The 21,495-nt window shown below is 57.4% G+C and carries 18 protein-coding genes and 1 pseudogene; 10 read left to right on the plus strand and 9 right to left on the minus strand.

Going from position 1 to position 21,495, the window contains the following annotated elements; genetic code table 11:
• Positions 1 to 9: 9 nt before the first annotated feature.
• The 4 genes and pseudogenes from adhP to AGA_RS02165 all read right to left on the minus strand — a co-directional run bounded on the left by adhP (position 10) and on the right by AGA_RS02165 (position 3,994).
• Entirely contained in the window at positions 10 to 1,038 is a 1,029-nt protein-coding gene (gene adhP / locus AGA_RS02150) for an alcohol dehydrogenase AdhP (protein ID WP_059022817.1), read from the minus strand.
• Positions 1,039 to 1,101: 63 nt separating this feature from the next.
• Positions 1,102 to 2,518, minus strand: a pseudogene (locus AGA_RS02155) (NAD(P)(+) transhydrogenase (Re/Si-specific) subunit beta).
• A 1-nt stretch (position 2,519) separates the two neighbouring features.
• Positions 2,520 to 2,846, minus strand: coding sequence for an NAD(P) transhydrogenase subunit alpha (locus tag AGA_RS02160; RefSeq protein ID WP_059022819.1), 327 nt, complete (start codon positions 2,844 to 2,846; stop codon positions 2,520 to 2,522).
• Positions 2,846 to 3,994, minus strand: a complete 1,149-nt coding sequence (locus AGA_RS02165; RefSeq protein WP_059022820.1) for an NAD(P) transhydrogenase subunit alpha — start codon at positions 3,992 to 3,994, stop codon at positions 2,846 to 2,848. The genes AGA_RS02160 and AGA_RS02165 overlap by 1 nt, the downstream gene beginning before the upstream one ends.
• Positions 3,995 to 4,401: 407 nt before the next feature.
• On the opposite strand from AGA_RS02165, the gene AGA_RS02170 reads away from it, so the two are divergent.
• The 7 genes from AGA_RS02170 (at position 4,402) to AGA_RS02200 (ending at position 10,959) form a co-directional block, all read left to right on the plus strand.
• On the plus strand, positions 4,402 to 5,424 hold the full coding sequence (locus AGA_RS02170; protein WP_059022822.1) for an aspartate-semialdehyde dehydrogenase: 1,023 nt from the start codon (positions 4,402 to 4,404) through the stop codon (positions 5,422 to 5,424).
• Positions 5,425 to 5,561: 137 nt separating this feature from the next.
• Positions 5,562 to 6,035, plus strand: a complete 474-nt coding sequence (gene sdhC, locus AGA_RS02175) for a succinate dehydrogenase, cytochrome b556 subunit (RefSeq protein WP_048854973.1) — start codon at positions 5,562 to 5,564, stop codon at positions 6,033 to 6,035.
• Position 6,036: 1 nt separating this feature from the next.
• Positions 6,037 to 6,450 (plus strand): succinate dehydrogenase, hydrophobic membrane anchor protein, encoded by a 414-nt coding sequence (gene sdhD / locus AGA_RS02180; RefSeq protein WP_048854972.1) that lies wholly within the window; start codon positions 6,037 to 6,039, stop codon positions 6,448 to 6,450.
• A 117-nt stretch (positions 6,451 to 6,567) separates the two neighbouring features.
• Positions 6,568 to 8,379 carry a succinate dehydrogenase flavoprotein subunit gene (sdhA, locus tag AGA_RS02185; RefSeq protein WP_059022823.1) on the plus strand — a complete coding sequence of 604 codons (1,812 nt, stop codon included), beginning with the start codon at positions 6,568 to 6,570 and terminating at the stop codon, positions 8,377 to 8,379.
• Positions 8,380 to 8,403: 24 nt separating this feature from the next.
• On the plus strand, positions 8,404 to 9,186 hold the full coding sequence (locus AGA_RS02190; protein WP_059022825.1) for a succinate dehydrogenase iron-sulfur subunit: 783 nt from the start codon (positions 8,404 to 8,406) through the stop codon (positions 9,184 to 9,186).
• A gap of 166 nt (positions 9,187 to 9,352) precedes the next feature.
• On the plus strand, positions 9,353 to 10,015 hold the full coding sequence (locus AGA_RS02195) for a tyrosine-protein phosphatase (RefSeq protein WP_059024590.1): 663 nt from the start codon (positions 9,353 to 9,355) through the stop codon (positions 10,013 to 10,015).
• A 26-nt stretch (positions 10,016 to 10,041) separates the two neighbouring features.
• Entirely contained in the window at positions 10,042 to 10,959 is a 918-nt protein-coding gene (locus tag AGA_RS02200; RefSeq protein ID WP_059022826.1) for a DMT family transporter, read from the plus strand.
• 68 nt (positions 10,960 to 11,027) lie between these two features.
• Here AGA_RS02200 and AGA_RS02205 read toward each other — a convergent pair whose 3' ends face one another.
• Genes AGA_RS02205 through AGA_RS02215 form a run of 3 tightly spaced genes read right to left on the minus strand, consistent with a single transcriptional unit; the run spans position 11,028 to position 15,249 of the window.
• Positions 11,028 to 12,254 (minus strand): phosphoglycerate kinase, encoded by a 1,227-nt coding sequence (locus tag AGA_RS02205; RefSeq protein WP_059022828.1) that lies wholly within the window; start codon positions 12,252 to 12,254, stop codon positions 11,028 to 11,030.
• Entirely contained in the window at positions 12,254 to 13,276 is a 1,023-nt protein-coding gene (gap, locus tag AGA_RS02210) for a type I glyceraldehyde-3-phosphate dehydrogenase (protein WP_059022829.1), read from the minus strand. Before gap ends, AGA_RS02205 begins: the two co-directional genes overlap by 1 nt.
• Before the next feature lie 20 nt (positions 13,277 to 13,296).
• Positions 13,297 to 15,249: a transketolase-like TK C-terminal-containing protein gene (locus tag AGA_RS02215; protein ID WP_059022831.1), complete on the minus strand. Its 1,953-nt coding sequence runs from the start codon at positions 15,247 to 15,249 to the stop codon at positions 13,297 to 13,299.
• A gap of 231 nt (positions 15,250 to 15,480) precedes the next feature.
• On the opposite strand from AGA_RS02215, the gene AGA_RS02220 reads away from it, so the two are divergent.
• Both AGA_RS02220 and hemA read left to right on the plus strand, forming a co-directional pair.
• A complete protein-coding gene (locus tag AGA_RS02220) occupies positions 15,481 to 15,975 on the plus strand; it encodes a hypothetical protein (protein ID WP_231945908.1) in 495 nt (164 codons plus the stop codon).
• Positions 15,976 to 16,037: 62 nt separating this feature from the next.
• Positions 16,038 to 17,351, plus strand: coding sequence for a 5-aminolevulinate synthase (hemA, locus tag AGA_RS02225; RefSeq protein WP_059024591.1), 1,314 nt, complete (start codon positions 16,038 to 16,040; stop codon positions 17,349 to 17,351).
• A 55-nt stretch (positions 17,352 to 17,406) separates the two neighbouring features.
• Here hemA and AGA_RS02230 read toward each other — a convergent pair whose 3' ends face one another.
• Positions 17,407 to 18,660 carry a methyl-accepting chemotaxis protein gene (locus tag AGA_RS02230; RefSeq protein ID WP_059022835.1) on the minus strand — a complete coding sequence of 418 codons (1,254 nt, stop codon included), beginning with the start codon at positions 18,658 to 18,660 and terminating at the stop codon, positions 17,407 to 17,409.
• 198 nt (positions 18,661 to 18,858) lie between these two features.
• On the minus strand, positions 18,859 to 19,635 hold the full coding sequence (locus tag AGA_RS02235; RefSeq protein WP_059022837.1) for a DsbA family protein: 777 nt from the start codon (positions 19,633 to 19,635) through the stop codon (positions 18,859 to 18,861).
• A gap of 196 nt (positions 19,636 to 19,831) precedes the next feature.
• Between AGA_RS02235 and AGA_RS02240 the strand changes: the two genes are divergently transcribed.
• Positions 19,832 to 21,271, plus strand: coding sequence for a gamma-glutamyltransferase (locus AGA_RS02240; RefSeq protein ID WP_059022839.1), 1,440 nt, complete (start codon positions 19,832 to 19,834; stop codon positions 21,269 to 21,271).
• Positions 21,272 to 21,495: the final 224 nt, after the last annotated feature.

Here is a 21,495-nt window from a genome sequence, read left to right on the forward strand (position 1 = left end):
TGACGGGGGTTAGTTTCTGAAGTCCAGAACAACGCGCCCTTCAACACGACCATTCTTGAGATCATCAAATATCTGATTGATGTTTTCAAGTCTGTCAGTCTTGGTGACCGAGGTCACTTTTCCTTCAGCAAAGAAAGAGAGCGCCTCAATCATGTCCAGCCGGGTGCCTACAATGGAACCACGGATGGTAATGGCGTTCATGACCATGTCAAAAATAGAAATGGGGAAATCCCCCGGTGGCAGACCATTAAGGACCAGTGTGCCACCAGCGCGAACATACCCCATGGCCTGAGAAAAAGCCTTGGTGGAAACAGCTGTGATCAATCCTCCGTGAACGCCGCCAACTTCCTTTTGCATAAAGGCTGCCGGGTCAGTTGTTTTGGCGTTAACGGTGTGCACTGCGCCAAGTTTCCGTGCCGTTTCAAGTTTGGCATCGTCAATATCGACGGCAATCATGTTCAGGCCCATGGCAACGCCATACTGGATAGCCATCTGGCCCAGCCCACCAGCACCAGACACAGCAACCCAGTCCCCTGCGTGCGTGTCAGTCATCTTCAGGCCTTTATAAACGGTCAGACCTGCGCACAGAACTGGTGCAATTTTAATGGGGTCCGCCCCGGCTGGAATGTGGGCAACGTAGTTAGGGTCCGCCACGACATATTCAGCAAAGCAGCCATTAACGGAATAGCCCGTCTCTTCCTGCTTCTGGCACAGGGTTTCCCACCCGGCAAAGCAGTGTTCGCAGTGACCACAGGCCGAATAAAGGAACGGAACGCCAACCACGTCTCCTTCCTTTATCCAGTCAACATTGCTGCCAACCGCAACCACGGTGCCCACGCCCTCATGCCCCGGAATAAACGGGAGGGTCGGTTTTTTGGGCCAGTCACCGCTGGCTGCGTGCAGGTCTGTGTGGCAGACACCGCAGGCGATCATCTTAACCAGAATCTGGTTGGTGTTGATGGAGGGAATGTCCAGTTCTTCAAGCGTGAGCGGCTTGCCAAATTCATGGACGACAGCGGCTTTCATCTTGCCTGACATAATCTACGCCTTTTTTTGCGAATAAAAAAACGGGAGAAACCTTCCGGTTCCTCCCGCTTGCCCTTAGGCAGTGCCGAGTGCCTTGACGGCTTCGACCATTTTGGAGAGCACGGCCTGTGCATCCCCAAAGACCATGGTGCAGTTCTTTTGGAAGAACAGCGGGTTCTGCACCCCGGAGTAACCTGTGCCAGCACCCCGCTTGATGACAAATACCTGACGGGCCTTGTAGGCGTTCAGGATAGGCATCCCATAAATCGGGGAGGATTTATCGGTCAGGGCTTCGGGGTTGACCACGTCGTTTGCACCAATAATCAGGGCCACATCGGTGGTGGCAAAGCTGTCGTTAATATCGTCCATATCGTAAATCATGTCGTATGGAACGCCAGCTTCGGCCAGCAGCACGTTCATGTGCCCCGGCATGCGGCCTGCCACGGGATGGATGGCGAATTTGACATCCACACCATCAGCCACAAGCATTTTAACAAATTCGTACAGCTTCTGCTGTGCCTGCGCCACGGCCAGACCATAACCCGGCACGATAATGACGCTGGAGGCATACCGCATGGAGGTTGCGGCATCCGACGGGTCGGCAGACTTCATTTCCCCTTCTGGGCCTTTGGCGGCGCTTGCCGTGTCACCAAAGTTGCTGAACAGGACGTTGGTGAGCGAGCGGTTCATGGCTTTTGCCATCAGGGCGGTCAGCAGGGTGCCAGCCGAACCCACAACCATACCGGCAATCATCAGGGCGGGGTTGCCCATAACGTAGCCTTCAAGCCCAACGGCCAACCCGGTAAAGGCGTTGTAGAGCGAGATCACCACCGGCATGTCCGCCCCACCAATGGGAAGGGTCATGCAGATGCCAAACAGCAGGGCCGCACCAAAGAACAGAATACCCGGCAGCACGCCTGTGGGGGTGCCATACTGCATGACCGTCAGGGCGCCAAGCACCAGAGCGATCAGGAACAGGGCGGCATTGAAGATGCGCTGCCCGCCAAAACGCACGGGTTTCCGCATCCGGCCATCAAGTTTGGCCCATGCGATGATCGACCCGGTAAAGGAGATGCAGCCAATCAGCGCACCCACAATGGTGACACTGAGGTGCAGGCCAGATGTGGCATGGTCAGACAGCAGGCTGACAGCGGCCAGAGAAGCAGCCGAACCACCACCCATGCCGTTAAAAAATGGCAACCATCTGGGGCATGGCGGTCATCTGCACCGTGCGGCCGCGCCAGCCGGTCCACAGGCAGCCCAGCAGCAGCGCCACAACAGCCAGTGCAACATTGACCAACAGATGTGGGCGCGCATCGGGGCTTACGTTGAACAGGTTGAGGAACGTGGCCCCAACCACAAAAACCATGCCATACCCGGCCGTAACAATGCCGGACACGGCGGTAACGGGGGAAGACATGGCCTTCAGCCCGTAAATGAACAGTCCTGCGGCAATCAGTCCGCTCAGACCAACAATGTATTCGATAAACATGTTACTGCTGGCCTTTTTTCTCTGATGTCTGTTTCTGGCTCGGGCGGAACATGGCCAGCATACGGTCGGTCACGACGTAGCCGCCCATGACGTTCCCTGCGCCCAGAAAAACGCCAACAAAACCAATAATCTGTCCGGTCAGCGTGGTGGCGTTGAACAGCGCATCCAGCGCGCCAACCACCACAATGCCGTGGATAAAATTGGAGCCGGACATAAGGGGCGTATGCAGGATGGAGGGCACCCGGCTAATCACCACGTAGCCGGTAAATGCGGCCAGCATGAAGATGTAGAGGGCGATAATGAAGGTCATGGATGTTACGGAATCCATTATGCTTTCTCCGCTGGTGTGCCTTCGATGACCTTCTGGATGGCGGCATTGGTAATCTTGCCATCGTGGGTCAGCGTGGTGCCGGTTATGACTTCGTCTGTAAAATCGGGCTTGAGCACACCATCATGCAGAACCTGCTCCAGCAGGTTGTAGATGTTCTTGGCGTACAGTTCACTGGCCTGAGCTGCCAGACTGGAAGGCAGGTTGGTCGGACCAACCAGAACCACAGGGCCAACCTTGGTTATTTCGCCTGCCTTGGTGCCTTCACAGTTGCCACCATTGGGGGCCCCCATGTCCACCACCACGGACCCTTCCTTCATGCCAGCAAGCTGTTCCGCATCAATCAGGCGCGGGGCTTTACGGCCGGGGACGGCGGCTGTGGTAATAATCAGGTCTGCCTGTGCAATGTGCTGGGAAAGTGCAGCCCGGACCTTGGCTTTTTCTTCATCCGTCAGTTCGCGGGCATAACCGCCTGCGCCGCGGGCATCGACCCCGGTATCCACAAACTTGGCGCCAACGGACTCTGCTTCTTCCTTTGTTTCGGGGCGCACGTCGTAGCCTTCGCATACGGCGCCCAGACGGTGCGCCGTGGCCAGCGCTTGCAGGCCCGCAACACCAAGCCCCATGACCAACACACGGGCTGCACGTAGCGAGCCAACGGCGGTTGTCATCATGGGCAGGATTTTCTGCATATGGACGCTGCCCAGCAGCGGAGCGTAATACCCGGCGAGCGCTGCCTGGCTGGACAGAGCGTCCATGGCCTGCGCACGGCTGATACGAGGGATAAGCTCCATGGCAAAAGTGGTAATTTTGCCATCCCGTAGCGCCTTGACCAGTTCAGGCTGGGTTTGGGCGTAAATGAAGGAAACCAGCAGGGCGCCGGGCTTCATTTTTTTGACGGTATCAACCGAGGGGGGCTGGACGGCCAGCACAATGTCCGCATCTGCAACCAGCTTCCCTATGTCGGGCTCCTGCGTTACCTGCGCCTTTGTGTAAGCATCGTCCGTGTAGGTTGCAGCACTTCCGGCTCCCTGCTCCAGAACAAGATTTGCCCCAAGCTTGGCTATGCGCTGCGCTACCGCGGGAATCATGGCAACCCGGCGTTCGTCGGGTTGCGTTTCCTTCAGGATGGCAATTTTAACGGTCACGTTCTTTTCCCAATGCATTCTGTATGGGGGGAGGAGGGACCGGGGTGGCAGGGTAGAAAAACGGTCGTCCTCCACAACTTCTTCTGGTTGATATGACAACCATATCTGGGAAAGGTTGCATTGATATGCGTCAAAGAAACCTTTCCCTCGCGATATAAAATTATTTTTTTCATTATTGCACTTTATAAATAAGTTTCAGGCAGCATTTCTCGTAATGGTGTTCCAGTTATCAGCCGTGTGCGGGCCGCATGGGAGCACACCGTGGGGTGCGCACGCCCTTGCGGTGGAAACTGGGGGCGGGCAATTCCATTTGCAGGCGGAATGGTCTAGGGTTCGCGCAATTGGACGGACCCCGTGCAGGTGGCCGTTTTTCTGACTTTTAACGTGCTCTGAATCAAAGGTGGATTATGGGTTATCGGGTTGCTGTTGTAGGCGCGACAGGTGCTGTAGGACGGGAAATCCTCAAGACACTGGCCGAACGGGAATTCCCGGTGGATGATATTGTCGCACTGGCCTCCCCTCGTTCCGCGGGACGTGAAGTCTCGTTTGGGGACCGTGTTCTGAAAGTCCAGAACCTTGAGACCTTTGATTTCAAGGGCTGGGATGTCGGGCTGTTCTCCCCCGGTGGGTCTGTGTCCGCCAAGTATGCACCCATTGCCGCCAAGGCTGGTTGCGTTGTGATCGACAACACATCCCACTTCCGTATGGAGCCGGATGTGCCGCTGGTGGTGCCCGAGGTAAACCCCCTCGCCCTCAAGAGCATGAAGCGCAATATCATTGCCAATCCGAACTGCTCGACCATTCAGATGGTGGTGGCGCTCAAGCCCCTGCATGACCTGTTTACGCTCAAGCGGGTGGTTGTCTCCACGTATCAGGCCGTATCCGGCGCGGGGAAGGATGGCATGGACGAGCTGTTCTCCCAGACCCGTGGCTCCTTTGTGAACGACCCGCCAAAGATCGAGCAGTTCCAGAAGCAGATTTCCTTCAACTGCATTCCCCAGATCGACCGCTTCATGGATGACGGTGCGACCAAGGAAGAATGGAAGATGCGAGTCGAGACCAAGAAGATTCTCGACCCAGACGTGGAAGTTATTGCCACCTGCGTGCGTGTACCGGTGTTTGTCGGTCATTCCGAATCCGTTATTGCCGAGTTTGTGGAGCCGGTGGACCTGGAGCGTGCCCGTGAGGCCCTGCGGGAGTCCGAGGGTGTTGTGCTGCTCGATCAGCGTGAAGATGGCGGATATGTTACGCCACTGGAATGCGTGGGTGAGGATGCAACCTATGTGTCACGCCTTCGTGTCGATCCGACTGTTCCGCACGGTCTGGCCTTCTGGTGTGTGGCCGATAATCTGCGGAAAGGCGCGGCTTTGAACGCGGTGCAGATTGCTGAAACGATGGTTGCGCTCGACCTTCTGCCCAGACACGCCTGAGTGAGAATCCCGCCCCTCTCGGTCTCGTGTTGATCCGTTGAATTGACCGGCCGGAGGCGCGGGGCGTAGGACAAAAACGATGCAAAACGCTGGATGCAACCAGCGCACAGGGATAGACACGGGGTACGAGGCTGACAATGCAGGATATCCGTAAGGCCCTCTATGTAGGGAGCCGAAGTGACGGCACACTGATCCAGCGACCCATGTCGCCGCACTTGCAGGTGTACCGTTACCGGCTTTCCATGGTTCTTTCCATTTCGAATCGAATCACGGGAGTGATCGCTACAGCCGGTGCCGCGCTGGGCGTGTTCTGGCTTGGGGCAGCGGCCAAGGGGCCCAAGGCCTTTGCCACGGCCCGCAAGGTAACGGGCAACCCGCTTGGCCAGTTGGTGCTGGTAGGGTGGCTGGCTTCGGTCGTTTACCACACAGTCGGTGGCATCCGGCATCTCATCTGGGATGCGGGGTACCGGTACGACAAGGAAGAGCTGAACAAGGATGGCCCAGTGGCAGTGGGTGTTACAGCCGGCGTAAGCACCGTGCTGGCCGCTGCCCTGCTTGCTGTGGCAGGTTGCCGCAGAAGCAAACGCGCCAAAGCCGGGAAGGTGTCCTGACATGAATGCTTCTGTTCCACATATTGAAGTCATGCGCTCCCAGCTTGGGCGTGCGCGTGGTCTGGGTGCCGGACATTCCGGTGTGGGTCATTGGTGGGCCGAGCGCGTTTCCGCTGCCAGCCTGTTGCCGCTGTCCACGTGGTTTGTTGTGCAGATGTTCCGCCTTGGTGGCGCAGACCATGCCGAGGTGGTCAAATGGGGCGGCAAGCCCGTTAACGCCACAATGCTGGCTGCGCTGATCATCACCACATTCTACCATGCGCAGGTTGGCCTGCAGGTTATTGTGGACGATTACGTGCATGGCAAGGCGCACCTCCCTACCCGCCTGCTGGTCAAAATCGGTACGTCCCTTCTGGGGCTGCTGGGCGTGTTCGCCGTGATCAAGCTGGTGGCACGGAGCAGCACCGGTAAGTAACCGGGGCACCTGCCCAAGTATTTAAAGAGCCTTGTGCCGCCGACGGAACAGGTCGGATACGCGGCGGCATGAACCTGAACGACTGACAGGCCGAACGCATATGGGAGCGCCGTCACGATGAATGCCAATTCCTCTCCTTCTCGGGGAGCTTACCGGATTATTGATCACGCATATGATGTTGTGGTCGTGGGTGCAGGTGGTTCGGGCCTGCGTGCAACGCTGGGCATGGGGGCCGCTGGCCTGAGCACCGCTTGCGTAACCAAGGTTTTTCCTACGCGTAGCCACACGGTGGCAGCACAGGGGGGTATTGGTGCCTCCCTTGGCAACATGGCCGAGGATAACTGGCGCTGGCACATGTACGACACCGTAAAGGGGTCTGACTGGCTGGGGGATCAGGACGCAATCGAGTTCATGTGCCGTGAGGCCGTGCCCGCAGTACAGGAATTGGAGCACTTTGGTGTGCCCTTCTCCCGTACGGAAGATGGTAAGATCTACCAGCGTCCGTTTGGTGGCCATATGAGCGATTACGGCAAGGCGCCGGTGCCCCGCGCATGTGCCGCAGCCGACCGTACGGGCCATGCCATTCTGCACACGTTGTACCAGCAGTGCCTCAAACATAACGTTGAGTTCTTTGTCGAATACTTCGCCATTGACCTGATTATGGATGACGAGGGCGCCTGCCGTGGTGTTATGGCGTGGTGTCAGGATGATGGGACGATCCATCGCTTCAACGCCAAAACGGTGGTGCTGGCCACAGGCGGTTATGGCCGTGCTTACCAGTCCTGCACATCCGCCCATACCTGTACGGGTGATGGTAACGGCATGGTCATGCGTGCTGGCCTGCCCACGCAGGATATGGAATTTGTGCAGTTCCATCCTACGGGCATTTACCCCGCAGGCTGCCTGCTGACCGAAGGGTGCCGTGGTGAGGGTGGTTACCTGACCAACTCCGAAGGTGAGCGCTTTATGGAGCGTTATGCTCCCACGGCCAAGGACCTTGCCTCGCGCGATGTGGTGTCCCGCGCCATGACGATCGAGATTAAGGAAGGGCGTGGCTGTGGTCCCAAAAAAGACCACATCATGATGCATCTGGAGCATCTGGGCTCCGACCTGCTGCATGAACGTCTGCCGGGTATTCTGGAAACATCGCGTATTTTTGCTGGTGTGGACGTAACCAAGGAACCCGTGCCGGTTCTGCCGACCGTGCATTACAATATGGGTGGTATTCCCACCAATATTCACGGCGAAGTCGTGCGCCCCACAGCGGAAAACCCGGATGCCGTGGTCCCCGGTCTGATGGCCGTGGGCGAGGCAGCCTGTGTGTCCGTGCATGGTGCAAACCGTCTTGGTACCAACTCCCTGCTCGATCTGATCGTGTTTGGTCGTGCGGCTGCCCGCCGTGCGGCGGAAGTGGTTAAGCCGACGGACTTTGTGCGCCCCCTCCCCGCCGGTGCGGGTGAAGCTGCGCTGGATCGTCTGGACAAGCTGCGTTACGCCAAGGGTGGTACCAAGGTTTCCGCCATGCGGGACAGGCTCCAGCGTGACATGCAGACCCATGCCGCCGTGTTCCGCACGGAGGACAGTCTGCAGGAAGGCGTGAACAAGATTCGCGAAATCTGGAGTGGTCTGGGCGACATCTCCGTTTCCGATAGCTCACTGATCTGGAACAGTGACCTGATGGAAGCGCTGGAGTTTGAAAACCTGCTGGCCAACGCAACCGCCACGCTGGAAAGCGGCCTTGCCCGGCATGAAAGCCGTGGCGCACATGCCCGCGATGACTTCCCCGATCGTGATGACAAGGAATGGCTCAAACATTCCGTTTCCTGGCTGGATGACAAGGGTGGCGTCAAACTGACCTATCGTCCGGTGCATATGAAAACCCTGACCGACGATGTCGAGGTTTTCCCACCCAAAAAGCGCGTTTACTGATCCGCAGGGCAAAGGGAGGCGAACATGGTCGAACTCAGACTGCCGCGCAACAGCACCATAGGGAAAGGTCAGACCTTTCCCGCTCCGGCCGGCGCAAAGAATGTTAAAACCTTCAGGGTTTACCGTTGGTCTCCGGACGATGGTAAAAACCCGGTCATAGACTCATACGAGCTTGATCTGGATACAATCGGGCCAATGGTGCTGGATGCCATTATCCACATCAAGAATGAAGTGGACCCCACATTAACGTTCCGGCGCTCCTGCCGTGAAGGGATCTGTGGGTCCTGCGCCATGAACATTGATGGCGAAAACACCTTGGCGTGCCTTAAACCGATCAAAAGCATAAAGGGTGATGTACGGATTTATCCGTTGCCCCATATGCCGATTGTAAAAGATCTGGTGTCCAATCTGGATGGGGCCTACGCGCAGCTTCGCTCCATTCAGCCTTGGATGCAGGCGGATAGCGCACCTCCTCCGGATGGTGAACGCCGCCAGAGTATTGAGGAACGCGCCAAGCTGGACGGTATGTGGGAGTGCATTCTGTGCTTCTGCTGCACCACGTCTTGTCCGTCTTACTGGTGGAATGGGGACAAGTATCTCGGCCCGGCCGTGCTGCTTGCCGCATATCGCTGGATTGCGGATAGCCGTGATGAACATACAGGCGAGCGGCTGGATTCATTGGAAGATACGTTCAAGCTCTACGCTTGCCGCACTATTATGAACTGCACCCAGACCTGCCCCAAGGGGCTAAACCCGGCCAAGGCTATTGGCCGGATCAAGGAACTACAGATCGAACGCAAGATCTGACTATATCGGTCCAGTCTGGCAAATGTTCAGGAGAACCCGGCAGAGCTTTTTCTGCCGGGTTTTCTGTTTGCGCATTGTTGCAGATGAAATTGGCCAATGTTGACGCACAGGGCTGGAGGTGGAACATGGTGGCCACCCATGCACCTGCATGACACAAGGGGGTTTAGTGTTTAACGGCCATCTTTCTTCCCTGACCGGCCGTGCCAGAGCATGGACGGACAGCCTGTTTGTTGATCACGCTGTTCTTCGTCTGGTCTGGACCAACTTTCATGCGGTTATTCCCGGCAAGGTTTATCGCTGTAATCACCCAACGCCTGCCCGCCTGCGGAGGGCTGTAAGCAAACTGGGGTTGCGTACGCTGGTTAACCTGCGTGGCCACAGGCAATGTGGTTCGGACGCACTCTCGCGCAATGCCGCGGCACAGATCGGGATTACCCATCTGGACATGGCGTTTGAAAGTAGGGGTGCCCCCCATAAAGACCGTATCCTGCGCTTTGCACAAATGTACCGGGAGTTGCAGTTCCCCATGTTAATGCACTGCAAGTCCGGGGCAGACCGGGCAGGGTTGGCCTCAGCATTGGTCATTATGTTTGAAGGCGGAACAGCCGAGCAGGCTTTGGGTGAGCTTTCGTGGCGCTATTTGCATTTCCGTCGTTCGCGCACAGGTATTCTGGATGCTTTTTTCCTACGGTATCAGGCTCAGGCAGAAGGGCGCATACCGTTCATGGACTGGGTGCAGCATGAGTATGATGAGGTTGCCCTCAAGCAGGATTTTGTAGCAGGGCAGTTTTCCTCTTTCCTGACAGATCAGGTACTTCGTAGAGAATAAAAGTATTTTTTAATAAGGGATGTACCATGACACATGCGGAAGCAGCGCCGCGCAATGTGCCGGGGCTGGCTGTGTGTGCGGCTATTCTGTCTTGGGCCAGCGCCTATCCATTGGTGCGTATGGCGTTGATATATGTGCCCCCCGTCCCGCTTGCGGCTTTGCGTTATGCTGTGGCGGCGTTGGTGGTGTTGGGCTGGTTCTGCGTGTGTCGGCCAGCCTGCCCGCAGTGGCGGGATATGCCACGGTTCCTGCTGTGTGGGGCTGTGGGGATCGCTCTGTATAATATTCTGTTCAATACGGGCGAGCAGACGGTCTCTGCCGGAGCGACCAGCCTGCTCATTAACTTTGCGCCGTTTATGTCTGCTTTTGTGGCTGTGGTCTTTTTGGGAGAGACGCTGCCCTTATGGGGGTGGGTTGGCTCGGTTATTAGTTTTACTGGCATTGTGTTGATTGGGAGCGAGCAGCCCGGCGGTTTTGGCTTTGGGTCGGGTGCTATGGATGTGCTGGCCGCAGCATTCTGCTCTGCCCTGTATTTTTTGCTGCAACAGCCTCTGGTCGCGCGATACGGCGCATTGGCGTCAACCGCGTGGATCTTGCTGATTGGGGCGGTGGTATTGCTGCCATGGGTCCCTACAGGCGTTATGGCTTTGCAGGGTAAAGGGGCGTGGCCGTGGTGTTTGGCAATACTGCTCGGTTTTTTTCCAGCCGTGCTGGGTTATGCGGCATGGGCGCATGTGGTGGGGCAGATTGGGGTCGCCCGTTCATCGGGTTTTTTATACCTGCTGGCTCCAACAACACTGGTGCTGGCCTATGGCATGACTGGTGAGGTTCCAGCCCTTAAAACCCTGCTTGGTGGAGCTGTGGTTATGGCCGGGGTGGTGTTGATGCAGACTTATGGCCGCCCGCGCCCCATCCCGGTGGTGCTGCCTGATGGTCAGACCTGATCGGCACAAAAAAACCGCTGGAACCATGTGGCTCCAGCGGTCCTGATGGATAAAAAACGTGCCGAAGTTTAGACCGGCAGGGTTTTTTCCAGCGTAGTGCTAATGGCGGTCAGGCCGGGCAGAACCTTGCCTTCCAGCCATTCAAGGAAGGCACCGCCTGCGGTTGAGACATAGGTCATGTCATGCAGCACACCAGCATGGCGCAGGGCGGAAACAGTATCCCCCCCACCGGCAACAGTCTTCAGGCTCCCTGCTTTGGTCAGGCGGCCAGCTTCCTGTGCAACGGCGTTTGTACCCTCATCAAATGGGGGGAGTTCAAACACGCCAAGCGGGCCATTCCAGACCAGTGTTTTAAGGCCTGCCAGTTTGCTGTTGAGCAGTTTGACGGTTTCCGGCCCGACATCAAGCGCCATCCAGCCATCGGGGATGGCGGTAACGGGAACGGTGCTGGTTGGAGCACCCGCCATGAAGTCTTCCGAAATTACCACATCAACAGGCAGGATCAGGTCGCAGTTCTTGGCCTTGGCCTGCGCCATGATCTGGCGGGCCGTATCCAGCATGTCATCTTCTTTAAGTGACTTGCCGACATTTAGGCCCTGCGCCGCCAGAAAAGTGTTGGCCATGGCGCCGCCAATAGCCAGCATGTCCACTTTTTCCAGCATGTTTTCCAACAACTGGAGTTTGGTGGAAATTTTGGCTCCCCCCACAATGGCCCCTACAGGGCGTTCGGGGTTTTCCAGCGCGGCATACAGAGCCTGCAATTCCGCTTCCATCAGGCGGCCACCAAAGGATGGCAGATGGGTGGCAACGCCTGCCGTGGAAGCATGGGCACGGTGTGCGGCCGAGAACGCATCGTTCACATACACATCGCCAAGGCTGGCAAGGGCGGCGGACAGAGCCGCGTCATTTTGTTCCTCGCCGGGCTGGAAGCGGGTGTTTTCCAGCAGCAGCACCTCGCCATCCTTCAGGGAGCGGGTGGCTGCTTCGGCATCGGGGCCAATGCAGTCATGCGCAAAATTGACCGGGCGGCCCAGTGCTGTCGCCAGCGCCGTGGCAATGGGCTTGAGCGACATGTCGGGCACAACCTGCCCTTTGGGCCGGTCAAAATGGCTGAGCAGAATAACCCGGCCGCCCTTGTCCGCCAGTTCCCGAATGGTGGGTACGACCCGCTCAATGCGGGTCTGGTCGGTAACCTGACCGTCCTTCATGGGGACGTTCAGATCAACACGGAGCAGGACGCGCTTACCCTTGGGGTCCAGCTTGTCCAGCGTGGCAAAAGGAAGATTTGTAGCCATTAGAGCGATCCAAAAAGGGCTGCCGTGTCCGACATACGGTTGGAGAAACCCCATTCGTTGTCGTACCAGGAGCACACACGTACCAGTTTGCCACTATCCACCAGTGCGGTCTGCGTTGCATCAAAGGTGGAAGAAGCAATGGCGTGGTTAAAGTCGGAGCTAACCAGCGGCGCGGCGTTGTAGGCCAGCGCGTTCTTCATTTTACCAGAGTCTACAACAGCTTTGATCGCGTTGTTGACGTCTTCCACGCTGCCGGGAACTTTTTTGGGCACAAAGTCGAGCGAGACAACGGAGACATTGGCCGTTGGCACACGAATGGCCGTGCCATCCAGCTTACCTTTGAGCTGTGGCAGAACCAGACCCACGGCGCGGGCTGCCCCCGTGGAGGTGGGGATCATGTTCATGCCAGCGGCGCGGGCGCGGCGCAGGTCCTTGTGCAGGGTGTCCACCGTGCGCTGGTCACCGGTGTAGGAGTGGATGGTCACCATGTAACCACGCTCAATGCCAAAGGCATCTTCCATCACCTTGGCAATGGGGGCCAAGCAGTTGGTGGTGCAGGATGCGTTGGAGATGACGGTCATGTCCGATGTCAGCACATCCTGATTGACGCCGTAAACAATGGTTGCGTCCACATCTGTTGCCGGGGCGGAAACAATAACCTTACGTGCGCCAGCGGCCAGCAGTTGCCCTGCTTTTTCCTTGGTGGTGAACAGGCCGGTGCACTCCATGGCCACATCCACACCCTGAAAAGGCACTTTGGACGGGTCACGCTCTGCAGAAACGGTGATCGGGTCCCATGTCCGGCCATTGGCGGAAATGACCAGTTTGCCGTTTTCCACCCGCACATCCGCAGGCAGGCGTCCATGCACGCTGTCATAGCTCAGGAGGTGGGCGTTATCTTCAACGCTGCCCAGATCGTTAATGGCAACCGGCACCACGTCTGTGCGCCCGCTTTCAATAATGCCGCGCAGCACAAGGCGACCGATACGTCCAAAGCCATTGATGGCGATTTTGACTGCCATGGGATGTGTCTCCGTATTTTTTATAATCTTGTTATCGTTAGTGACATGTCCAGGTCTTCCAGCCGGGACGGGGTTGGGGCGGTCAGGGACGGGTCCTTTTGCGCTCCAGCTGCAAGAAGGCGCGTGAGCACTTTCTCGCAGATCGCTCCGGCTGTAATGCCAAAGCGTTCATACACCGCGTTGGCGGGGGCGGATATGCCAAAATCATCCATACCGATGAAAATTCCCTCCGCGCCAAGCCAGCGTTCCCAGCCAAAGCTGCTGGCGGCTTCTATACCGACGCGCAGCCCTTCCCGGCCCAGCACGGCTGAGCGGTAGGTGGCTGGCTGCTGTGCAAAAACCTCCCAGCAGGGGATGGAAACAACGGCCACATTCAGCCCCTGTTGGCTCAGATGCTGCCCTGCCTGCGTGGCAATGGCAACCTCTGGGCCGGATGCCATAAGTGTGACATGCCGCGGCCCTGTTCCGCAGCTTATGAGATACCCTCCGTGGGACGGCCCGCCGTAATGCCCTGCCCGCCTGCTGGCGCGGGGTGGTGGGGGGTGTGGGCAAAGAATGAGCAGGGCCGGGCCTTCCGGCCAGTTCAGGGCCGCTTGCCAGCAGGCAAAAGTTTCTTCCGCGCAGGCAGGGCGGAAAACAGCCAGATGTGGCATGGCGCGCAGGCTGGCCAGTTGTTCCACGGGCTGCCAGCCGCCTCCGTTGTCGCTTAGGGCCAGCCCGTCATCCGTTAACAGGTAGAGCACCTTGCTGCGCATGAGGGCGGTCATGCGGAGGGCGGAGCGCATACGGTCAATGGTCATCATGCCAGCAACCCCACAGGGGAGGACGCCACCATGCCGGGCCATGCCATTCAGCATACCAGCCATGCCGTGTTCCTGTATGCCGCAAGGTTGTGCCGCATGGCCAAAGGGGGCGGGCAGGTTAGCGCGGCGCGAGCTGCGGGTGCTGGAGGTTGCCGCCAGAATGGTAACATCCTGCCGTAGGATGGAGAGAGAGCGCAGCCCGGCAAAGGCTGCCTGCTGGGTGGACCCGTTCGGCGCCGTGCGCATGGTCTGGCGCCATACGCGGCCCCAGTCTTCGCGCATGGTCTGGCGGGCCTTGCCCAGTTGCTCACGTTCAAAATCGGCTCTGGCACGGTGTTGGGCCAACCTACGGAGCCATGAGCGGCGGATGGAGCTACCGCGCCGGGCGGTGGGGCTCCACGGGCCTGTCAGCTCTTCTTCCGGCGGCATGTCGGGCAGGGGGGAGCAACATTCCGGCATACAGGCCAGCAGCGTGGGCTTTCTGGCGCGTAGAATGGCCTGCAAGGCCGCCATTATGGCCCCAAGGTCGTGCGCGCGGACCTTGCGCACGCTCCATCCTGATGCGCTGAAGCGGGCCAGTGAGTCCGAAAAATCCGTCGGGTCAGTCAAGGGGGATGGGCAGACCAGAACAGCCATGCGGTTCAGGCCAAAACGGCTGGCCAGTTGTGCGGCTTCCAGTGCAACGCCGGTGGCCAGGTCGCTGTCCCGCGCCAGCACCCATGTACGGTGGTTGACCAGAGACCGCCCGTAGCGGTTGGCTAGTTGTTGCTCGGCCAACGCCATGCCAGCCGCTGCTGCCATACCCTGCCCGGCCGGTCCGGTTGCAATTTCCACCGCGGGGTGTTGGCCATATTCCAGAGTGGTGGGGCTGAGGCCGTGCGCATCCGGCGCTGTAAGGCGGAGCATGGCGGCCAGCAAAGGCAACATGGCGGAAGATGGAACAACGCAGCGGTCCCGGTCCGGCCAGTCCGGCACTGCGGGGTCAAAGCGGAGGATGCGGCACCACAGGGCGGTAATGGGCAGGCACATGGTTTGCAGCTCGGCCTGCGTGTCCACTTCGGTTGTGCCTGCGGTCAGCAGTTTGCGGGCGGCCGTGTCCATGCGCAGTACAAGCGCGTCCTGCGTGGAGGTGGAAGAAGCAGTGTGGTCTGAAGAAGACGTGCTGGCCATCAGCCCTGTGTCTGTCAGAAGGAGACTGTAAAAAGCGCCGGATCAACCGGGCCGAGATGCTTTTGCAGTTAACCAGAGAGCCAACGGTAACGGCAAGGGGCAGTTTTAGAGCCAGATATGTGTATTTAGGGGGCCGTTGCGGAGGTTGGGGCTTGCGTCTGGCGCATTGGAGCGCGAAAGAAGAAGGCGATAACCCTGTAAATACGTGCGTCTGGCACACTATATGTTTGAGTGGAGAAGAGTCCGGTCATGCTGTCCGTTGTTCATGGCGCACAAAAAAGGGGGGCTTTTCGGGCTGTTCTGGCACTATGTCTGTTAACGGGCATGGCTGGGTGTAAGCCTCTGGACCAACGGACATTCAACCCGTCAGCCAGTGTTGAGCCCAAACCGTACATTCCGCCACCCCCGCCGGCTCCCCCGCCCGTGCCGCCCCTGATCGAACTGGTTGCAGGCACGCCGCAGGCGGAGTGGAAGGCGCCAGTCGACCAGATTGCCCATCAGGCTCTTGCACGTAAAAAAGAAGTACTCTTTGTTGTAAGCTGTCTGGTGCCACCGCAGGCCAGTCAGGGGGATGAGCAATCTGCTCTGCTGGAACTGGTACAGCATGATGGTCGCGCTGTTATGCAGGAGCTAATGGACGCCGGGGCACCCGAAGCACAGGTGGAAATGTCCGCTATGCCGGATTCGTCGGTGACGAAGCCAACCGTACGGGTGTATGTGCGGTAGGTTGCGTAACCGAAACACTAAGTATTGAAGACAGAAAGGCCAGACGGCCGATGGGTAAGCCCATGCCCCGACCGTTTCTGACGAGAAGCGAGGAGAAACCAAGCGTGGGAGCGATCAAGAACGCCCGGCACCCTTTTTACAACCACTGCGAGGAAACGCTGGAGCGTATCAAGCAGCAGGGGCGCTACAGAACCTTTACGCCGCTGGCGCGTCAGGCAGAACGCTTTCCCCTGTATGAGGAATACGTCGCCAACCTGCCCGAAGGGCGTGACGTTATTGTCTGGTCCACCAACGACTATCTGGGTATGGGCGTTGTGCCCGAAGTGCAGGAAGCGGCCATTGCCGCCATTCGTGAGCATGGTGCAGGGGCAGGCGGAACCCGCAATATTGCAGGCACCAGCCCGCTGCATAACCAGCTGGAAGCGGAGCTTGCCGCCCTGCATGGCAAGGAAGCGGGTCTGCTCTTTATTTCCGGTTATGTGTCTAACCAGGCCAGTTTGCAGACAATTCTTATGTCCATGCCCGGCTGGATCTGCTTTTCCGACCGCCTGAACCACGCTTCCATGATTGCGGGCATCAAGAGCGCGCGGGGGTCGCAGACCGTTATTTTTGAACATAACGACCTACAGGATCTGGAAGCCAAGCTGGCAGCGGCTCCGGCCGATGCGCCTAAATTGATTGCGTTTGAGAGCGTGTACTCCATGGATGGAGACATGGCGGATATTGGCGCGATCTGTGCTCTGGCCAGAAAATACAACGCTCTGACCTATCTGGACGAAGTCCATGCTGTTGGGCTGTACGGTCAGGAAGGGGGCGGTGTGTCGCAACGTGATGGCGTTGCGGATCAGGTGGATATTATTGAGGGCACGCTGGCCAAAGGGTTTGGCGTGCATGGTGGGTATATTACCGCATCGGCCGAGATTGTGGATTTTCTGCGCTCAACGGCATCTGGGTTCATATTCACCACGGCTCTGCCTCCCTCTGTGGTGGGAGCTGCTTTGACAAGCGTACGCAAGGTGCGGGCGGAAAACTGGCGGCGCGAGTCCCTGTTTGAGCGTGTGCATACCATGCGGCAGCGTTTGCGGGCGGCTGGTGTGCCGTTTACCATGACACCAAGCCATATTGTGCCTATTCCCATTGGCGATGCTGAGCGCTGCAAACGGATAAGCCGTCGCCTTCTGGTGGAATTTGGGCATTATGCAACGCCCATTAATTACCCCACCGTGCCTGAAGGGACTGAACGCCTGCGGCTGACGCCGGGACCATTCCATACAGATGAGATGATGGATGATATGGTACGCGCTCTTGCCACCTTGTTGCGTGAGGAAGGTGCGATGCCTGAAGCCGCCCTGCCAAAGGTGGAAAAGGTAGCCTGATTACAGGGGAAGACGTTGCAAAAATAAAAAACCCTCCAGTTTTCTGGAGGGTTTTTTATTGCAGGTTATAGTGCGCAGGCAGGCTGTTCATGTTGGTTGTAATCTGCGCGAGTTCAGATACGTTGATAAAAAGATTGTCACAAATGGTATTCGTGTTGTGAACCGTCTCATTATTTTTGGCGGTTGAAACATTCAGTTTCTGCATAATCTGATGGAGTTGGTGAATTTCCTCCTTCTGTGCAAGCGCCGTTTCTTCAAACTCTTTAAAAGATTGAGCTATTTTTTCAACATGGTGGATAATGCCTGCCAATGTCTGGGAATTATCATTCATGGAGTCTGAGCAGGTGCTTATGGCATCTTGTGAATATGCAATAAGTGTTTTTGTGCGTTGCAGGGCTTCTGAAGTTTTGTGTGAGAGGTTACGGATTTCCTGCGCAACAACGCCAAACCCTGCACCATAGCTTCCCGCTTTGGCGGCTTCTATGGTGGCATTAATGCCCAGAATATTGATCTGGGCAGAAATGCTTTTCATAATATTAAGAATTTTTCCAATATCTTCTGATGCTTCTGATATTTTTTTGAATTTATCAATGGTGTCGTTAATTTTTATGCAGGAGTCTTTAATGTTAACAGAGGCGTGTTCTATATAATTTCTGGATTGCTCCATTTTGATATTCTGGTCTTCAGTTTTTTGAATAGTGGATTTTATTCTCTGGTCAGATTCAACAAGGTGCTGGTTCTGTATCTTGTTCCGTTCCGAAAGGTTCTCGGATTCATCTTTCAGATTGCGAGATTCGGCATTGATGGAATGTGTGGCGGTCTGAATTTTATGAAGTGTTTCATGGAGAGTTTGGGTGCGGTTTTGTAGCGTGTCAGAAATATGGTTACTGTGGATGTAGGACATCCGCATAAGATCAAATGGGGTGGCTGTTCCAACGTATGACTGATTATGCGTAATGATAAAAGACTTGTTAATATCAGATATTTTGTTGTTAAGAATTTCTTTTGTAAAATCAAGAATGGGTGTTCTGGCTTCAACCGTTAGCGGGTTGTCATCCATAAGCAGGGTGACGGGCCGTTTATGGTACAAAGCGTAGGAAAACGGGCTGGACATAAGGGAGAGGAAGCGTTGCCTCTCAACCACGCCAACAGGAATGTTTCTCCCGTTTATAATGCAAATATGATGGGTGTCAGGATGATTTTTAAAAATATCCATGACTGCGCTTCCGGATTCTGACGGACAGAGTCTGAATCCTTCCTGCGCGAGGGAACCCATGCTGAGCTGGTCAAATTTTTGCGGCAGGGTCATTTTTCGATTTTTTGTTAAAATAGAAGGATTTATAAAAGTAAGATTACTTTTTGTGGGGAGTAAAGTGACAGTTTTATGTCGCCCCGCGGGTGATGAAAACCCGTATGGGTGGCGTGTCCGGCTGGGGCCACGAGGGGGCAGGCGGTGGTCTGGCTAGCGCTGTAGCGCGCCGGGCCAGACCGTTGGTTGTGCGTGGTGTTAGTGGGTCTGCTTCAGCTTTTCGACTGCGGCCTTCAGGTCCTCCAGAGAGACCGCACCGGGAATAATCTGCTGCTCGCCAATAATAAAAGTCGGTGTGCCGTCCAGATCAATCGAGCGGGCCAGAGCAACATTCTGGGCCAGAGCCGTGGCAACGGCGGTACTCTTCATGTCTTTTACCAGCCGGTCTGCATCCAGCCCGGCCAGTCCTGCGGCATGGCGAATGCGCTCCACACCCGGTGCGCTGGTGTCCGCCATAAGTGCTTGCTGGAAGGGCTTGTAGGCGTTCTGTAGGCCAGCCGCCACAATGGCCTGAGAATCCAGCACGCTGTTTGGCCCCAGTACGGGAATAACTTTTTCCACCAGCTTCAGGTCAGGTTCCGCAGCGACCAGTGCGTCCAGGTCAGGCAGAACCTTGCGGCAGTAAGGGCAGCGCGGGTCATAAAATTCGACCACGCTCAACGTGCCGTGCGGGTTGCCCAGAACAATGTCGGTCGTGCTGTTGCCAAACTGTGCCTTGTTGCGGCGCACAACCTCCAGTGCGGAGGAGGCCTTCTGCTCCGATGCCTTGTTCTGCATCGCCGCGACCGCATCGGTCAGGATGGTAGGGTCGGTTTTGAGCGCGTTCCGTACGATCGAGACAATTTCGGCCCGTTGTGCGGGGGTAAAGCTGCCCTCGGTTGCGGCCTGCGCTGCGGACTGGCCGCCAAGCGCAAGCAGTGTTGCCAGAGCGCCTGAGGCTGTCAGACGGGAGAATGAAGAGATCAGTTTCTGCATGGTGTCCTTAATCCGTAAAACAGGACGCTACGGTGCGCGCACCCCTTGGGGCAAGGGAATACAATAGTGTTCTGTGGGAATGGCGCAAACCAAGTCTGTTGCTGACTGCCGGAAAGCAGGGTAATCCAGCAGAGAGATATTTAAAGTAGAGAAACGTCTGCCCGCCGGACGGGCCCAGAAGTGGAGAGAGCTAGGCGTGGCTGCCCGATTCAAGAAACACCGTTCTGTTCTGTCCCGCACCGGCTTGTCCGGTCGTTCCCGCGCGGCAGCGCTAGCACTTGCCCTTACCGGCACACTGGCCGCTTGTGGTGAGCCTGCACAGCAGGTCAGTCAGCCTGTTGTCAGTGGGTTTGTGGGGGAAGTGGCAGCGGATGAGCCGCGTGCGGCTCTGGTTGCGCGCGATGTGCTGGCCAAAGGCGGCAACGCGGCTGATGCGGCTGCGGCGCTTGGGCTGGCGCTGTCCGTCTCCTTACCGTCCCGCGCCTCCTTGGGTGGTGGTGGGGCCTGCCTTGCTTGGCGGCCGGGTGAGGCCGCAGGGCAGGCTTTTGTGTTCCTGCCTCATGGCCCTAGCCAGACCGATGCCGGAGCGGACAGACCTGCATCCGTGCCCCTGCTGGCGCGTGGCCTTTTTCTGATGCAGATGCGCTATGGCAGCGTCGATTTTGCGGATCTTGTTGTGCCAGCCCGCAATATGGCCTCTCACGGGGTGCCGGTGAGTGGCCTGCTGGCCGCCGACCTTGCCGCGGTTCAGTCTTCGCTTTTAGCGGATGACAAGGCGCGGGCCGTGTTTGGTAATGAAAATGGGCAGGCTTTGGCGGCTGACGATATTCTGGTGCAGTCCCGTTTGGCGGGTGCGTTGGAGCGTATGCGTATTGCCGGGGTGGGTGACCTGTACACGGGTGCGCTGGCCCAGACGTTTGTCGAAGGGGCGCAGGTTGCAGGCGGCGGTCTGGCAACAGCGGATCTGCGGAGTAACGTGCCTGTGGCGGAACCGCCGCTTACGGTCCATGCCAATGGGATGGATATTAGTTTTCTGCCGCCCCCGGCTGATGGTGGGCTGGGTATGGCTGCGTCCTATCTTGCCGGTGGCCGTGGTGGCGAACGTGTTGTGGCAGCATGGCGTGCGCGCCAGACAGGCAAGGGCAGCAGCGTAAGCGTGGCCGATGCGCAGGCGCTGCTTAACTCTGGTAGCCTGTCGGCTGGTGGGGGCCTGCCTGCGCTGCCTGCTTCCACATCGTTTGTGGTGACGGACCGGCAGGGTGAAACCGTGGCCTGCGCATTGAGCATGAACAATCTGTTCGGCACCGGCCGCATTGCGGGCTCTACGGGCATTGTGCTTGGGGCATCCCCAGCTCAACGGCCGCAGCCCCTGCTGGCGGCGGGTATTGCGCATCAGGGCGCGCAGCAGTTCCGTGCTGCTGCGGCGGCATCGGGGCAGAATGTTGCAGCCGATACGGCAGCCATTGCCCTTCAGGCGGCGGTTGCGGGTGTGCGGCCTCAGGTCACCAATGGGAATGGTCGGGCCAATTTTGTATCCTGCCCCGGCGGACTACCCTCTAACGCAGGCCGGTGCTTTGGCTGGACAGACCCGCGGGGCGCTGGTCTGGCTGTGGGGAACGCGCCAGTTTCTCATTAACATTGATGATGAAAAAAACATGAAGGGTGGCGTAGGATAAGCGCGCTACCCTTGCCATGTTTTTGTTTCGTTCTATATTGGAACAAAACAGGTCCAAATTCTTAACGGGACCTACACCAAAGCCGGGTGAACGTGGCGGTGCGTTGCGGAGCAAAAGGGTTTGTGGCAGGGGTTTAAAATCTGAACCAACAGGTTTTAGGCTTTGCTGCGCGGTTTGTGCAGGG

The organism is Acetobacter ghanensis (assembly GCF_001499675.1).
In the GTDB taxonomy this organism is placed as follows: Bacteria; Pseudomonadota; Alphaproteobacteria; order Acetobacterales; family Acetobacteraceae; genus Acetobacter; species Acetobacter ghanensis.